Origin of the sequence: Paraburkholderia sp. SG-MS1 (genome assembly GCF_012275575.1) — a bacterium.
Lineage (GTDB): Bacteria > Pseudomonadota > Gammaproteobacteria > Burkholderiales > Burkholderiaceae > Paraburkholderia.
On the sequence record NZ_NPIH01000052.1, the window covers coordinates 1 to 15127 of the forward strand.

At 65.3% G+C, this 15127-nt stretch carries 15 protein-coding genes; 5 read left to right on the top strand and 10 right to left on the bottom strand.

Annotation, left to right across the window (positions count from 1 at the left end):
* Together CIC12_RS04000 and CIC12_RS04005 are read left to right on the top strand one after the other, a co-directional pair.
* Positions 1-610 (top strand): ABC transporter permease (locus CIC12_RS04000; protein ID WP_168662390.1); only part of this gene is annotated, 610 nt, incomplete at its 5' end.
* Positions 610-1416 carry an ATP-binding cassette domain-containing protein gene (locus CIC12_RS04005; RefSeq protein ID WP_168662392.1) on the top strand — a complete coding sequence of 269 codons (807 nt, stop codon included), beginning with the start codon at positions 610-612 and terminating at the stop codon, positions 1414-1416. The genes CIC12_RS04000 and CIC12_RS04005, both read left to right, overlap by 1 nt.
* Before the next feature lie 214 nt (positions 1417-1630).
* On the opposite strand, the gene CIC12_RS04010 is transcribed toward CIC12_RS04005, so the two are convergent.
* The 4 genes from CIC12_RS04010 to coxB form a co-directional block, all read right to left on the bottom strand.
* A complete protein-coding gene (locus tag CIC12_RS04010) occupies positions 1631-2956 on the bottom strand; it encodes a ferredoxin reductase family protein (protein ID WP_168662394.1) in 1326 nt (441 codons plus the stop codon).
* Between the two features lie 144 nt (positions 2957-3100).
* Positions 3101-3439, bottom strand: a complete 339-nt coding sequence (locus CIC12_RS04015) for a hypothetical protein (protein WP_168662396.1) — start codon at positions 3437-3439, stop codon at positions 3101-3103.
* Positions 3436-5973, bottom strand: coding sequence for a cytochrome c oxidase subunit I (ctaD, locus tag CIC12_RS04020; protein WP_168662398.1), 2538 nt, complete (start codon positions 5971-5973; stop codon positions 3436-3438). Before ctaD ends, CIC12_RS04015 begins: the two co-directional genes overlap by 4 nt.
* Positions 5970-6641 carry a cytochrome c oxidase subunit II gene (gene coxB / locus CIC12_RS04025; protein ID WP_238812359.1) on the bottom strand — a complete coding sequence of 224 codons (672 nt, stop codon included), beginning with the start codon at positions 6639-6641 and terminating at the stop codon, positions 5970-5972. Before coxB ends, ctaD begins: the two co-directional genes overlap by 4 nt.
* A gap of 78 nt (positions 6642-6719) precedes the next feature.
* On the opposite strand from coxB, the gene CIC12_RS04030 reads away from it, so the two are divergent.
* Positions 6720-7232, top strand: a complete 513-nt coding sequence (locus CIC12_RS04030; RefSeq protein ID WP_168662402.1) for a DUF2231 domain-containing protein — start codon at positions 6720-6722, stop codon at positions 7230-7232.
* On the opposite strand, the gene CIC12_RS04035 is transcribed toward CIC12_RS04030, so the two are convergent.
* The 5 genes from CIC12_RS04035 to CIC12_RS04055 all read right to left on the bottom strand — a co-directional run bounded on the left by CIC12_RS04035 (position 7196) and on the right by CIC12_RS04055 (position 11369).
* Positions 7196-7708 carry a CopD family protein gene (locus CIC12_RS04035; RefSeq protein WP_168662404.1) on the bottom strand — a complete coding sequence of 171 codons (513 nt, stop codon included), beginning with the start codon at positions 7706-7708 and terminating at the stop codon, positions 7196-7198. The two genes, CIC12_RS04030 and CIC12_RS04035, sit on opposite strands and share 37 nt — an antisense overlap.
* A complete protein-coding gene (locus CIC12_RS04040) occupies positions 7705-8427 on the bottom strand; it encodes a cytochrome c oxidase assembly protein (RefSeq protein WP_174771896.1) in 723 nt (240 codons plus the stop codon). Before CIC12_RS04040 ends, CIC12_RS04035 begins: the two co-directional genes overlap by 4 nt.
* 319 nt (positions 8428-8746) lie before the next feature.
* Positions 8747-10231 (bottom strand): CHASE2 domain-containing protein, encoded by a 1485-nt coding sequence (locus CIC12_RS04045; RefSeq protein ID WP_168662406.1) that lies wholly within the window; start codon positions 10229-10231, stop codon positions 8747-8749.
* Between the two features lie 38 nt (positions 10232-10269).
* On the bottom strand, positions 10270-10857 hold the full coding sequence (locus CIC12_RS04050; protein ID WP_342030502.1) for an OmpA family protein: 588 nt from the start codon (positions 10855-10857) through the stop codon (positions 10270-10272).
* Between the two features lie 44 nt (positions 10858-10901).
* The gene (locus tag CIC12_RS04055; protein ID WP_168662408.1) at positions 10902-11369 is read right to left on the bottom strand and encodes a FecR family protein; all 468 of its coding nucleotides are present in this window, start codon (positions 11367-11369) and stop codon (positions 10902-10904) included.
* 413 nt (positions 11370-11782) lie between these two features.
* Here CIC12_RS04055 and CIC12_RS04060 point away from each other — a divergent pair, with 413 nt between their 5' ends.
* Together CIC12_RS04060 and CIC12_RS04065 are read left to right on the top strand one after the other, a co-directional pair.
* Positions 11783-11929, top strand: a complete 147-nt coding sequence (locus CIC12_RS04060; RefSeq protein WP_168662409.1) for a hypothetical protein — start codon at positions 11783-11785, stop codon at positions 11927-11929.
* Between the two features lie 138 nt (positions 11930-12067).
* Positions 12068-12964, top strand: a complete 897-nt coding sequence (locus CIC12_RS04065; RefSeq protein WP_168662411.1) for a fructose bisphosphate aldolase — start codon at positions 12068-12070, stop codon at positions 12962-12964.
* 112 nt (positions 12965-13076) lie between these two features.
* Here the strand turns inward: CIC12_RS04065 and CIC12_RS04070 are convergent.
* Positions 13077-15127: cellulose synthase subunit BcsC-related outer membrane protein (locus tag CIC12_RS04070; protein WP_174771898.1), on the bottom strand; the 2051-nt coding region annotated here is incomplete at its 5' end.

Genomic DNA, 15127 nt, shown 5'->3' on the forward strand with positions numbered 1-15127 from the left:
GCGTTTGCCCTCGTTCGTGACCACGCTCGGCACGCTCTTTCTCATCAACGGCATCACGCTCACCGTTTCGCGCGGCACGCCCGCGCCCGCACCGGGGTCGCCTGCGTTCTCGGCGTTCATGGGTGGATGGGGCTACAGCGAGATCATCTGGACCGTGGCGATCGCTTTCGCGATGCACGTGCTTTTGCGCCATACCCGATGGGGTTTGCATACGCAGGCCGCGGGCGCGAATCCAATCGGCGCGAGCGAGGCTGGCATTCAGGTGAACCGGCTGCGCCTCGGCAACTTCATCCTCGCTGCGGTGCTTGCGGGCTTCACCGGCATTCTCGAAGCCTTTCGCATTACCTCGATCGATCCGCAGGCGGGCGGCAACCAGATCATGTTCCTTGCCGTGGCCGCCGCCGTGATCGGCGGCACGCCGCTCACGGGCGGGTCGGGCACCATCGTGGGCGGCCTGATCGGCGCGGCGGTGCTCGGCATTCTCAACGACGGCTTCACGCTCATCGGCATCAACGCGTTCACGTTCAACATTATTCTCGGCGCCGCGATCCTGGCGGCGATGATCTTCAATATCCACGTCGGGCGCATTCGCCGTAAGGGAGGGCGCTGATGGACGAGTCGCAAACCTCCGGCGCGATTGCCGCGCCCGCTGCGTCGCTCGCGCTGCGCGGCGAGAGCCTCGTCAAACGTTTCGGCGCGGTGACCGCGCTCGACGGCGTCTCGCTCACGCTCGGCAAGGGCGAGATTCTCGGCATACTCGGCGACAATGGCGCCGGCAAGTCCACACTCGTCAAGATTCTCACGGGCTTTCATCAGCCAACGGGCGGCACGCTTCACATCGATGGCGAGGAGACGCTGCTGCGCTCGGTCGATCATGCGCGTTCGCTCGGCATCGAATGCGTGTATCAGGATCTCGCGCTCGCCAATTCCCTGAGCATTTACCACAACATGTTTCTGAACCGCGAGATCGTGCGGCGCGGGCCGTTCAGGCTGCTCGATCATAAGCAGATGCGCGAGCGAGCAGCGCAATGTCTCGACGATATCGGCGTGCACGTGCCTTCGGTGGATTTGCCTGTGGAGCGCCTGTCGGGCGGGCAGCGCCAGGCCATCGCCGTGGCGCGCGCGGTGCATTCCAATGCGAAGATTTTATTGCTCGACGAGCCGCTTGCCGCGATGGGCGCACGCGAGGCGGGGCTTATCATCGACCTGCTGATGCGCCTGAAGGACAAGGGCGGCCTGTCCATCATCATGATCATGCACAACTATGCGCAGACGCTCGATATCGCCGATCGCATCATGCTGATGCAGCGAGGTCGCGTGACCTACGAGCAAAAGAGTGCGCTGACTTCCGTGTCGGAGCTCATGGACATCGTGCGGCGGGAGTACCGGGAAATGCGCGCCGCCGGTGCGCATTGAGCCCGTTATCCAAAGGGTATGCCGGAGCGGGGCCGCATACCCCATAACCTCAAGGTATCGCGCAACACCCAACCACATGCGAACCCGACCTCACTCACTAATGCCCTGAACTCACCCGCAGCAACGCAAACACCAGCGACAGCACCACCACGATCACCCCCGTGGCGACGGCCAGTCGATCAGCTAACAGTCGGCGCATCGTAACTCTCCACAGTCAGACGAAGCTGTACCGCTCGGAATGGTAGCGGGCGAGCGGCACTTTCATCTCGCCCAGCACGGTTTCGATCGCATCCATCATCACGTCGGGCCCGCAGATGAAGTACTCGTGATCGGCGTACTCGGGCGGCAGATGACGCCTGAACACTTCGGCGTTGATGCGTCCGCTTTCGCCGCTCCAGCCGTCGGGCGGGTCCGACAGTACATACACGACCTTCAGATCGAGCCGCGTTTTCAGCACCTCGAGTTCCTCGCGGAAGGTCATGGACTCCCAGTTCTTGCTGCCGTACAAAAGGACCAGCGGGCGCCGGTCGCCGCGATCGGCGAGCGTGCGGATCATGCTCATCATCGGCGTGATGCCGATGCCGCCCGCGATCAACACGTGCATGTCGGTCGGATGGCCGATCGTGAAAGCGCCATAAGGTCCGTCGAGATAGACGCGCTGTCCGGCCGTCACCGTTCTCACGGCGCTCGTGAAATCGCCGAGATTGCGGATGGTCATTTCGACGCGGCCGTCCGCGGCTTCCGCGCTCGATGAAAACGAGAACGGATGCCCGGTAATGCGAAACGGGCTCGCCCACAACGTCAGCCAGCCGAACTGGCCCGGCGTGAAGCGAAAGCCCGCGTGCCCCTCGGGCTGCATCACGAGCGTGGTGGTGTCGCCGTGTTCCGCGCGCACCTTGGTGACGCGATAGGGACGTCGCAGCATGAACAGCGGCTTGAACAGACGCACATAAAGCAGCAGGCCGATCCAGAAGATCGTCATGCCGATCCACAACGTGCGCTTGAGCGGGTCGACCAGATAAAAGCCCCAGCCCACCATATGCAGCATGCCGGCGGCTATCGCGATCAGCGCGAGCACGATATGCGACAGATGCCAGAGCTCGTAGCGCAGCTTCAACTGTTTGCGCCACAGCGCCATGACCACGAGAAGAATCAGCGAGCCGATCGACAGCACCGCGAAGCGCGCGCCCCAAGGAATGTCCCAGACTGAGTCGGGCAGCGCGAGCTGCGGCGAGCGGATCGCGATCAGAATCAACGGATGCGCGACGACGAGGCCCACCGCCATGAGCGAAATGCGCCGGTGAAAGTGATAGATGACGTCCTCGCCCCACGGCTCGGTCACATGGCGAAAGCGTGCGGTGAGGCCGAATTGCAGCCCCATCATCGCGAGGCCGGAATAGCCGAGCGCGACGGAAAACTCGGTGGCGAAATTGCGGGCTGGCGGCAAATTGCCCGCGAGCAGCGCGAACAGCGGAGCAAGAATGAACAGCAGATAGATGGCGGACCAGATGGCCTTGCGCATGAGATCGCGATACTGCATGAAATCCCTCTCTATTCGGGCATTCAGAGATGCCGGCATGGTGGCTGTGAAGCGGGGCGTGCCCACCGAAGCGCGAGGCACAGCGCTGGCCAGTGCGCGAGCTATTGCGTCATCTGCTGTCTCAAGCGTCGCCGGATGTCGCGTTCATAGGCAAGTAGTCAGCAAGAGCGCGGGCCCAAACGTAATCACCGTGGCAACCAGCGCCGCGATCAAAGTCCAGATGACGACGGTATGCATGAACGTACTGATGCGCTCGGGACCCGGATCGCGAATGGCCGCCGCGCGATAGCGCCACAGCCAGCCGATCGCGACCAGATGCAGCAGCAACACGATGGCAAGGCTCGCACGCAGCGGGCCGGTCGGCCAGCCGAACGCGCAGCCGATCGCGTGCAGCGCATACAGGATCACGAACGCAATGCACCAGATGGTGAAGCCGACGGCGAGCCACCACAGACGCCGTGGCGCAAGCGGGCGTCCGTTCATGGCCGTGCTCCCAGCATCGCGACCAGCGAGGGCAGCGCGAGCACGAGGGCCAGCGCAATGATGCCCGTCGTCAGCGTGTAGTCGAGCCACAAGCGGGTGAGCCGCAGGTCCGTGAGCCGTCGCGGCGAGACGAAGCCGGCGCCGATGCGCAATACATTGCTGATCAGAAACAGAAGTCCGATCCCCGCGTGAATGCCGACATACGTCAGCAACGCTGCCGCCGTTGCGCCGAGCGCGTGCTCACGCGGATGCGGCATGACGCCGGCGATCAGCGCGACATCGGCGGCGATCGCGATGACCAGTGCCAGCGCGGCAACGCTGATCCAGCGATGCGCGTGCCGGTCCGCGGCGGCCGCGCGCAGCGACCCGCGCGCCGCCACCGCCGCGACGGCCAGCGCGACGACGCTCACGAGCGCGAACAGACGGCTCGGCTCGGGGGTCACCGCGGCCGGCCAGTTCGGCGCGGCGATCCACAAATAGAACGTGCCGAACACGAGCGACGTGAACAGTGTGCCGTTCGCCACCAACGTGCAGATCAGCGCGAGCCACGCCGGCGCGCCGGCCACTTCGGTATGCGGCGGCACGCTGACGCCGCGGCCCACCGGCAGCGGTCCGTAATCGCGCGCGTGACCCGCGCTTTGGCCCGCGTAAATGAAGAGACCGAAGGTCACGAACGCAAAGGTTAGCGACAGCAGATAGAACCCGAACAGCATCGACAGTACCGCCGCGCAGGTCACGATGGCAGTGACGAGCGGCAGATAGGTCGCGCGCGGCAGGACGATCAGCTGTTCGGGCTCGCCGGAAGTCATATGAACGCCGAGCGTTTCCTGCCAGCCGTTGCGCGTGAAGCCGAGATAGCCATCGCCGCGCGCGAGCAGCGCCGCCAGTTTGCCCGGCGCGACGTCCTCCGTTTCCGTGCCCACGCGCGCGATCGACGCGAACGCGTACGGCGCGGGCGGAATCGGCATCGCCCATTCGAGCGTGGTCGAATCCCACGGATTGCGCCGCACGCGCCGCCCGTAGCGCACCTGTACGATGATGTCGATCGCCACCAGCGCGAAGCCGATCGTCATCACGAAGCTGCCTACCGACGACAGCAGATTGAGCCAGTTCCACCCCTCGTCGCCGCGATAGGTGAAGATGCGCCGTGGCATGCCGAGCAGGCCGGTCAGGTGCATCATGAAGAACGTCATGTTAAAGCCGATGAACACGAGCCAGAACGCCGGCAGCGACAGTTTGTGCACGGCGCTGCGGCCGGTCAGCAACGGCAGCCAGTAGTAGAACGCCGCGAGCATTGGAAACGCGAGCGCGCCGGCCACCACGTAGTGCATGTGCGCGACGACGAAGTAGGTGTCGTGCGCCTGCCAGTCGAACGGCACCATCGCGAGCATCACGCCGGTCAGCCCGCCCGCCGTGAACACGAAGAAGAAGCCGAACACGTACAGCATCGGCACGTCCCAGCGCGGGCGTCCGTGCGAGAGCGTCGCGAGCCACGCGAAGAACTGGATCGCTGTCGGCACCGCGACGATCGCCGAGCCGGCCGAGAAGAACGCGAGCGCCAGATGCGGAATGCCCACCGTGAACATGTGATGGACCCAGATGCCGAAGCTCAGGAACGCGAGCGCGATGATCGCGACGACGATGGCCCGGTAGCCGACCAGCGGCCGCCGCGCGAACACGGGGATGATGGTCGACAGCACGCCTGCCATCGGCAGGAAGATGATGTACACGTCCGGGTGGCCGAACAGCCAGAACAGGTGCTGCCACAGCAGCGGATCGCCGCCGCGCCGTGGATCGAAGAAGGGCAGGCCGAAGGCGCGCTCGACTTCGAGCAGGATCGAGCCGAGGATCAGCGGCGGAAAGGCGACGATCATCATCATCGCGGTGACGAGGATGTACCACGCGAAAATAGGCATGCGGTCGAGCGACATGCCGGGCGCGCGCATCTTCAGGATCGACACGACGATCTCCATCGCAAGCGAGAGCGCGGAGATTTCCACGAAGGTGATGCCGAGCAGCCAGACGTCGGCGTTGATGCCCGGCGTGTAGACGTTCGAGCTGAGCGGCGTGTACATGAACCAGCCGCCGTCGGGGGCGGCGCGCATGATCAGCGAGACCGTCAGGATCGTGCCGCCGAACAGATAGCACCAGTAGCCGTACGCCGTCAGGCGAGGAAAGGCAAAGTCGCGCGTGCCGAGAATTTTCGGCGTGAGGTAGACCGCGAAGCTCTCCACCATCGGAATCGCGAACAGGAACAGCATCATCGAGCCGTGCATCGTGAAGACCTGGTTATAGGTCTCGGCATCCATGAAGGCCGCGTGCGGCGTCGCGAGCTGTACCCGCGTGAGCATACCGAGCACGCCCGCGATCGCGAAGAACACGAACGACGTGATCATCATGCGCATGCCGAGGACCGTATGGTTCACGGCGGCGAGGCGCTGCACGCCGGGTCCGGTGGCCCAGATCGCGGCGAGCTGGCGATGCAGCCGCAACGCGTTCATGCCCTGTGACGGCGGCTCGACGGGCACACTCATTTCTTTATCTCCCCGTTGGCGGCCGCCTGCTTGACGGTGGCGGCAAAATCTTCCGGACGATCGACGATCACTGTGAAGTGCATCCCTGCATGACCGAGCCCGCAGAACTGGTTGCATTGCCCTTCGTAGCGGCCGGGTTCATCGGCCTGAATGCGCAGACGCGTGGCGTGGCCCGGTATCGCGTCGATCTTGCCGGCGAAGCGCGGAATCCAGAACGAATGCACGACGTCCTCGCTCGTGACGACGACATCGACGGGCGTCCCCGCGGGCAGATGCAGCACGTCGTGGGTTTCCACGCCGCCCTGGTCCGGATAGCGGAAGGTCCACGTCCATTGCTTGCCGATCGCGTCGACGCGCGCGGGCGCATGGCCCGGCAGCGGCAGCAGCCGTTCGCCGGCAAGGAGCGCATAGCAGATCAGCGGGATCAGGATCACGGCGGGCAGCACGAGGCCGCCCAGCACGATCCAGCGCGCGGGCGACACCTGCGAGCCCCAGCCCGGGCGCCGCATCACCAGCGCGAACAGCACGAGCACCAGTGCGAACAGCACGGCCGAGCCCGCCAGCATCGTCCACCACAGCCCGGCGATCGACGCCGCCGCGGGGCCCGACGGCGCGAGCGTCGACAGCGGGCCGGCGCAGCCCGACAGCGCCGCGCCGAGGGCCGCCATCGATCCCGCTTGGACCGGTCCACGCAAGCGGCTATGATGGTTCGCACGATCACGCATTCGACGCGAGGGGCTGTGACCATGGCAAAGAAAAACCAAGCCGGATCCAACGGCAAGAGCGAGGTGTTGCTGGAACTGTTGCGGCTCGACGCGGGTTCGGCCGTTGCCTTCGTCGGGCATCCGATTCACGTGATGATGGTGCATTTCCCGATCGCGTTCGTCGTCGCCACGCTCGGCATCGACGTCCTCTATTGGTGGTCGGGCGATCCGTTCTGGGTGAGGGCGGGTCTGTGGGCCGCCGGCTTCGCGTTCTGGAGCGGCGTGGGCGCGAGCCTCGTCGGCACCGGCGAGATTCTGCTCGTGCGCGGCATCCGCCTGAAGGAAGCGAGCTGGTCGCATGCGGTAGCCGCGATGACGCTGGTCGCCATCGCCGGCGCCAACTGGGGCGTGCGTCTCTACTATCCCGCGCAGATCCTTCCGCATGGACTCGCGCTGTCGGTTCTCGCCTCGGTGATGACGGGCTTCGCCGGCTGGCATGGGGGCAAGCTCGTGTTCGATCATGGCGTCGGCATTCTGGTGTCGCCGAAGGACTGATGCAGCCAGCGGGCGAGTCCGCCTGGCTCGAACAGATGCGGCGCGAACAGGTTTGAGTCGAGGTGCGGCTTGGCGAGCACGATCCAGATGATCGCGACGATCACCACCACATAGGCGCTCGTCAGCGCGATCGAGGACAGCTTGCCGAAATGCCCATCGGGCAGGAACAGATGCAGCATCACGAGGCCGGCCACGACATGCAGCATCGCCATGATGCCGACCAGCACCATCTTGAGAGAAAACCATTCGACGAAGGTGGCCTGGAGGAAAATCAGCACCGTGCCGCTCGCAATCGCGACGAAGGCGGCGGGCGAAGTCAGCTCCACATAGACCAGTCGCGTGATGCGGTGCAGACGGTCGAGGTCCGAGCCGGGCGGCAACGCCCGGCGCTGCCAGAACAGGTAGGGCAATACGATCAGGCCACCTGACCATATCGCGATCGCGCCGAGATGGATGAACTTCAGGAGGGTGGTCACAGTGCGGGCTCTCTGACGCGCAGGCTGGACCACGCGAGCCACAGTCCCGCCGCGAGATAAGGGATCATCGCCAGTACCCACATCAACAGTCCGGCAAGCTGCTGGTCGGCAAGCGGGGTGAGTCCCCACGCGGCGGTGCTGGCGAAATGCACGACATAGAGCGGCGCGGGAGCGAACACGATCAACGCGCCGAGCAGCCCCATTTGCCCGATCGTTGCGACGAGCGCCATCAAGGCGGCGCCCGTTTGCAGCGTCGGCGCAAGGACGCTGCGCCACATCAGCCACGCGCTGCCGAGCAGCGTGGTTTGCATCAGCCAGTAAGCGGGCACCGTGGCGAGTCCCCAGGTGTACGGACCGGGCGCATGCCAGAGCCACACGATGACCGCATGGGCGGCGACCACGGGAACGAGCGGCGGATAGCCGAGGCGCGGCAGCGCAAACGCGCGTGCGAGCAAGGGCGCGACGGCCGCAATCAGAATGATGTGATGGGTCACGCGCGCCGAAAACAAGGCCGACGACAGCGCGCACAGCGGCGAGACGAACACGACGGCCATCAGCACCAGCGCGGCCCAGCCCGCTCGCGCATCGGCGCTGCGGCCGCTCGCGACGAGGTAGGCGAAAACGGCAAGCGCTGCGAGCAGCAGCGGGTCGGTGTTCCAGCGCAACCACAGATCGGCGGGGAGCGCGGCCGGCCCGCAGTAGGCGACTAGATAGGGCATGGCGCGATGTCGTCCGAGGGTGCGGTTTCCATCGCGTAACACGCGGCCTGTATTTTTCTTCGTAACTCGCGGCCGGTTGTCTGGTGGGAGACATGAGCGCCTGCACGCGCGCTCACCGGGACACTTTCCGCATCTGCCATTTCCGTCACCTCACACGTTGCGCCGAACGCGTTGGAAGAACCTTGGAAAATTATCGAAACGGGCTCGCAGCCTGATCGACCGCAGATGTACTGTAGCGCAAATAGCGCGCTTTAGGGCCAGCTATGGCGGATTTTACCGACCCCCTCAGGCTGACAACGAGCTTTCATAAGAGTGCTAATCAAGTGCCCGGCGCCTTGCCTGCACCGTCCTGATCGCCTGATCGAGCTTGCGTAAGGGCGGCTTCCATCCGGGTTTGTTCCTGGAGATGAAGCAGTGCGGGAGACAGGAAACAGCCCATCACCGCGGACAGGATGATGAAGATCGCGGCCGCATCGACGAGCAGTCCGAAGCGAATGAAAATATAGAAGCAGCATAGAAGATTCAGCAGATGCAGGCACAGACCCAGCACCGTGACCGCCTTCGGCACGGCCCGTATCACCCCCACGAGCCGCGATTGCCTGCGCGGCACATACCAGATGAGAAGCAGGCCGACGCCCATGATGAACCCGCTCTCGGCCCATTTGAGCCACGTGGGACGCAGCAGGAAGCGTCTCTCGACGATGGTCTCGATGACCTGAGCCTGAATCTCGATACCCGGCACCAGTTCTCCTAACGGAGTCGTGCGCATGTCGGTCACGCCGGCGCCAGTCAATCCGACCAGCACGAGTTTGTCACGGATGCGGTCCTCGTCGACCTTGCCGTCGAGGACCTCGCGTGCGGACACATAACGGTCCAGCGTCGAGCGGATGGATGCGAAATGCAGCCAGATGTCGCCGCCGGGTTGCGTGGGCACCTGCACGTCGGCCACCCCGACCGTCTGCACGCCCGCACCGTTGGTCGATACATCGAGCGCCGCCGAGCCGGTCGCGACGCGCAGCATCTCCATCGGCAGACTGGGGACCAGCGTGTCGCGCAGACCCATGATGAGCGGAATATGCCGGACCACGCCCTGTTCGAGCGCGACGCTCAGCATCGCCTGGCCGTGCGCCGCGGCCTGCAATTGCGGCAGGCTGGCGAGCACGTAGTCGTAACGCGGTACGTGGGGCAGCGGGTCGGCGCCATGCAGGAGAATCGGCGCGCTATGCAGACCGGTGCTGGTGGCGAAGGCCGCATGATCGAGCGCGGCCGCGCCCAGAATGGTCGGCGCGGCATGCAGCGAGCTAGCGAGAATCGTGTCGTGGCTGGGCAGCGCACGCAATGCGGCCGCAAGCGCCGTGGCGGTTTCCGGCAGATTGCCGGCCACCATGTCGGGCGAGGTTTGATCGGGCTCGGGCATGTAGATGTCGAGACCGATCGCGAGCGGCTTGTGTGCCGCGATCGCGTCGATCAGACCGGCGAGGCGGTTGCGCGGCCACGGCCATTGACCGACGCTGGCCAGCGTCTCCTCGTCGATTTCGACGATCGTCACCGGCTGTGCGCCCGGCATGCGTGGGTGGTGACGCTGGTACTGGTCGAACAGCAGTTGCCGCGCCGACTTGAACGAGTCGGGCAGCGTCTCGTCGAGCGTGGTGATGAAGGCCGGACGAGCGAGGTTGCTCGGCCATTCGCTGGCCAGGTTGAGCACGCTCAGCGCGAACAGCACCGCGAGCGCGACCGGACGCCCCTGCGCCGCTTTCAGCAGAGATTTGATGCGGGCGAACCAGAGGTCGTCATAGCGTTTCATCGAAGGAGGGGCGACTCAGCGCCGACGACCCGTGGGCGTCATTGAATGGTGATCACGACCCGCCGGTTCATGCGATGGGGTACGCCATCCGCCGTGGGGACCAGCGGCTCACGTTTGCCCCGGCCCGCGGTTTCGATTTTCCCGGCGGGAATGCCTTCCTTGATCAGAAACGCCGCGGCGCTTTTGGCCCGCCGCAGCGACAGCTTGTCGTTGAATTTCTGGGAGCCGGCCAGATCCGTGTGGCCGATCACCACGATCTGCGGCGCGGGCCAGTTCGCGAGCGCGGCTTTCAGCTTCTCGACCGTGGCGGGCGACTCCGGGGCCAACTGGGTAGCCGAGTCGAACAGGAAGAACAGGGTAAAGGTCAGCGGGCGCGGCGGCCGGGCCGCGAGCAGTTCGCCATAGCGGGCTTGCACGCCGGCGCGACTGTCTAGGGTCTTTTCCATGGCGCCGTTCTTTGTCACGTCGACGCCCGCGTAGGCCGTGTCGATGGTCTGCTCCGCGTTGGCGCTGTGCACGATGACCGCGCCGACCTTGCCTTCGGGATCGGGCAACAGAACGATCCGGTCCGGCGGCGTGCTGCATCCGCTCAGGAAGCTCAGCGTGACGAATGCCGCTGCGAACACCGTTGCCGATAGCGATGCTGGCCGGTGAGGTTCGATAAGGGAGGTCAACGCGCATTCCCCCCGTTCTCGCCGACTTCGATGATGAATTCGGTGCCGCGCACCCCGAGCGTGGTGGTCGGCGTGCTGAAGCGGACCGCATCCGGATTCGCCTTGGCGAGCTTGCCGGAGATCACGGCCAGCGAACCGCGTTTGACGCTGGCGTCGAGCACGCCCGCATGGGTCGTGCTGTCGAACGCGAACCGGTTGAGTTCGAGCGTGGTGTTGGCGCCCGCGGACAGCAACGTCGTGTCGCGCAGCGTGATGCCGACCGACGACTCAGGACCGGTCAAGATGCGGTCGCTGCTGTAAACGTCGGCGCCGACCGTCGCCCCCGAGCTTGCGCCCGCGTGCTCGATGCGCACCGCGCCCTTGACGGTCTTGACGACCCCGGCGGCATCGTCCGCGCGCGCATGGGCGGCGGCCGCGCATCCGCAGGCAAGAATCAATGCATGGGCGATGGATCGGAAACGCATCGGCGGCACCTGTTGGCGAAAGCGCTACTTTCCACGGGGCGGGGCGGCGTGCCGATGTCGACGTGGTGCCGTGACCGATAACGGCCCGACTGCCGGCGGAGCCGGGACTGGCTAAGGGGAGGCGGAAAGGCGGGTCCTGGGGAGCCAGGGAGGCGCTTCTGCGGTATCGGCTAGAGTAGGGCCGCCGATGCAAACGACTCTGTGCGCTGCCGCGCATAACACCACCCGAAAGGCTTGCAGTCGCCGAAAGTATTGCTGCGCTGCGCTGCGATCGGGATCGGGATCGGCATCGGCCCTTGCAGGCCCCGGCTCGCCCGCTTCAAAGCCGAACAACGCCGGATCATGAACCGGATGCCGTACGGCAACGCCCGCCGGGCGTAATATGAGCGGACCTTGTGGCGGAGGCTTCCCTCATGTTCCATGATCCTATCCAGATTCCCGCGCTGATCGAACTGACGTTGCTGGCCATCGTGCTGATCTTCGTGAGCATAGTCCGCGCCCGACGGCGCAGGCAGCGCCTACGCAACGGCGCCGGCGCAGGAACGAACACGGGTAGATAGGGCTTGCGGCGCCTTCAGCGGATGCGCTTGAATACGGCTATGCCCTCAGTTCAGGCGGAACCCTGATGAAGCAGATTTCAACGGGCCCGGATCGGACTCACCGGGCTGTTATCCGGCTATCCAAAGAGAGAGGTGTTCATGGCTAAAGACGCAATGATGGCGCAGGTGTGTGAAAAGCAGGGCTTCTTCGCGGCCCTCGATCAAAGCGGCGGCTCGACGCCCGGTGCGTTGCGGCTCTACGGCATTCCGGACACCGCCTACAGCGACGACGCCGGCATGTTCAAACTGATCCACGAGATGCGCGTGCGCATCATCACCGCGCCTGCTTTCACCGGCGCGAGGATCATCGGCGCGATCCTGTTCGAAGCCACCATGGATGGTCAGGCGCAGGGCAAGCCGGTGCCGGCCTTCCTGTGGGAGGACCGTGGCGTCGTGCCGTTCCTCAAGGTAGACAAAGGACTGGAAGCCGAAGCCAACGGCGTCCAACTGATGAAACCGATACCGGGACTGGACGCACTGCTCGAGCGCGCGGTGAAGCTCGGCGTGTTCGGCACGAAGATGCGTTCGGTCATCAACGAGAACTCACCGATCGGTATCGCGGCGATCGTGAGGCAGCAATTCGAACGGGCGGCGCAGATCGAATCGCACGGCCTGATGCCGATTCTCGAACCCGAAGTGTCGATCAAGAGTCCCGACAAAGCGGGCGCCGAGGCCACGCTGCGCGCGGAACTGGGCAAGGGGCTCGACGCGTTGCCGCAGAGCAGCCGCGTCATGCTCAAGCTGACCTTGCCCGAGACCGCCGACTTTTATCGTCCGCTGATCGAGCATCCGCGAGTGGCGCGGGTGGTTGCGCTGTCGGGGGGCTACTCGCGAACCGATGCGTGTGCGCGGCTCGCTTCCAATCACGGCATGATCGCCAGCTTCTCGCGGGCGTTGATCAACGACCTCAAGAAGCCGATGAGCGACAGTGAATTCGACGCGGCGCTGGAAAAGGCCGTCGAAGAGATTTATCAGGCTTCCGTCGTCAAGGTCTGACGGCGGCGAGTGGCGAGGCGGCCCGCTTGCGGCCGGTGAATGTTGCGATGCCCGGGTAGCTGGGCATTGCAACGATCACCGCCACCCGGCAAGTCACCGCCCGCGCCACCCCTCAATTCGACAGCGAAAGATACGGCGAACTGAGCGGTGTCGGCGGGAACGGCTGCAAGCCCGTCTGCTTGCTGAAGCTGTAGCGCACATAGACGGCGGCGACGAACTCACGGTACTCGTACGCATTGCCGAGCGACGCGGTCGCGCCGAACGCCAACTGCGGCGCCAGTTGATATTCACCGACTGCGCTGAGCGAATACGACACGCCCGTCTTGCTCTGGCCGGGATACACCGCGCCGCTATCCACCCCGCTGCCGATCGCCGCCGCATTGTCCGCCGCCGCGCCCTGCCGGCGGGAGGCGTCGTTCAGCGGGAAGTAGTTCGACGGGTCCTGCCGGTAGTGCTGCACGCCGATCGACCCCTTGAGGTCATAGGTGAACTGGCCGTTGCGTCCGGTCCATTCCACCGGCAAATTCAGGATCACGTACTGTTGCGGGCTGAAATAACCGCCCTGGCCATACGTGAAGTACGAGAGGTTCCTGTTGTAGCGCATCAGCGTGGTGTTCACGCCGACCGTCAATGTCTGGTCGGCGTCCTTCAGCAGGCGCGTGTAGACCCCGCCTCCGCCCTTGACCGAGTTGTTGCTCGCGACGTTGTGGCCGCCGTAGTACTGATACGAAGCGTTCGCGTACAGGCCGCTCGTGCCGTCGTCCCAGGCGAGACTGCCGAGGCCGCCGGTCGAGGTGACGCCACCCCATTCGAGTCCCGAACCCGCGTCGTGCGCGCCGGCATACGACAGCAGACTATCGGTGACGGCGCGCCGCGCGACGGCGAGCGAATAGGAGACCTTGTCGGTGATGCCGCCGTTGTACCGCGCACCGCCCACGATGTTGGTCTCGCGGAAACCGAGCGGCGTCACACCGATATCGCCGCTGATGCTGCGGCCCTCGTAGCCGACCGACAGGCCCACGCCGCTTGCCGTCTGGTTGCCATAGACGTTGTTGCCGGCCTTCGCCGCCGAACTGGACGCGCTGTCGGAGAGGCCTGCGCCGAAGCGCGCGAGCGTCGACAGGTTGCTGGACGCGGTGCCGGCATCGAGCGTGACGGGCGTCGCGGTCACGACGACATGGCCGTTGCCCGCCTTGATGCGCCCCTGGATCGGCGCTTCGATGTCGTTCAACGTGGACAGGCCATCCTCGCCGGCGCGGTTGCGGAACACGATGCCGCCCGACACCGTGCTTGCCTGCTCGCGATTGACCTGCGCCAGTTCTTCGGCGACGCCGAGCGTTTGGGTGTTGGCGACGTTCGCGCCCGCGTAGTTGCCGCTGTTGCCGCCCGCTTGCTGCGGGTAGTAGGGCTGTGCGTAGCCGGCCGGCGGCTGCGGAATGTACGGCTGCTGTTGCGCGTAGTAGCCCTGATTCGGATACGCCTGTTGCTGTGGCGGATACGGTTGATAAGGCTGCTGCGCGTAGCCTGGCTGTTGCGGCGGATAGGCCTGCTGGCCGTAATACGGCTGCTGCTGCGCATAGGGCTGCTGCTGCGCATAAGCGGGTGCGCTGCGCCCGGTCTTCGACGTGCTTTGCTTCTTGCTGGTCGAGCGCCTCGTGGTCGCGGTCGAAGCGGCATACGGCCGTTGTTGCGACGGCCCGACATTGTCCTGCGCCTGGCGCGAGGCCGGCGACATTGGCCATGGCGTAGCGGCATAGCCATCCGGCGCGCCGTATTGCGGCTGCTGCGGTGCTTGCGGCTGATAGGGCGCCTGCTGCGAATAACCCGGGTTGTATCGCTGCTGCATCGGCGGCAATTGCGATTGCGCTTGCCCTTGCCCCGGATAAGGCTGCAATGGTGCGCCGGACTGGCTCGACCCGTAGGTCTCCTGTCCATAGCCGCCCACGTCGGCGCCCGGGCGCGGCGCGTTGTACGGCAACGCGGCGGGCGCGGCATTCGGCGCATAAGGCTGGGCGGGCGCCGTATAGGGCGCGACATAAGGCGCGGGCTGCGCGGGCGGCGGATAGTTCGGCACGGTCTGCGTCGGCAAGGAGGACTGCGAATACGGATTGGTGGCGCGCGCGGCATTGAAGCTGCCACCGGCGGGCACGGCGTTGTCGGCGG

Excerpts from the sequence above, each read along its gene's own strand:
- CIC12_RS04005 (WP_168662392.1), top strand. The coding sequence starts at position 610 with ATGGACGAGTCGCAAACCTCCGGCGCGATTGCCGCGCCCGCTGCGTCG.
- CIC12_RS04010 (WP_168662394.1), bottom strand. The coding sequence starts at position 2,956 with ATGCAGTATCGCGATCTCATGCGCAAGGCCATCTGGTCCGCCATCTAT.
- CIC12_RS04015 (WP_168662396.1), bottom strand. The coding sequence starts at position 3,439 with ATGAACGGACGCCCGCTTGCGCCACGGCGTCTGTGGTGGCTCGCCGTC.
- ctaD (WP_168662398.1), bottom strand. The coding sequence starts at position 5,973 with ATGAGTGTGCCCGTCGAGCCGCCGTCACAGGGCATGAACGCGTTGCGG.
- coxB (WP_238812359.1), bottom strand. The coding sequence starts at position 6,641 with ATGGCGGCCCTCGGCGCGGCGCTGTCGGGCTGCGCCGGCCCGCTGTCG.
- CIC12_RS04030 (WP_168662402.1), top strand. The coding sequence starts at position 6,720 with ATGGCAAAGAAAAACCAAGCCGGATCCAACGGCAAGAGCGAGGTGTTG.
- CIC12_RS04040 (WP_174771896.1), bottom strand. The coding sequence starts at position 8,427 with ATGCCCTATCTAGTCGCCTACTGCGGGCCGGCCGCGCTCCCCGCCGAT.
- CIC12_RS04045 (WP_168662406.1), bottom strand. The coding sequence starts at position 10,231 with ATGAAACGCTATGACGACCTCTGGTTCGCCCGCATCAAATCTCTGCTG.
- CIC12_RS04055 (WP_168662408.1), bottom strand. The coding sequence starts at position 11,369 with ATGCGTTTCCGATCCATCGCCCATGCATTGATTCTTGCCTGCGGATGC.
- CIC12_RS04060 (WP_168662409.1), top strand. The coding sequence starts at position 11,783 with ATGTTCCATGATCCTATCCAGATTCCCGCGCTGATCGAACTGACGTTG.
- CIC12_RS04065 (WP_168662411.1), top strand. The coding sequence starts at position 12,068 with ATGGCTAAAGACGCAATGATGGCGCAGGTGTGTGAAAAGCAGGGCTTC.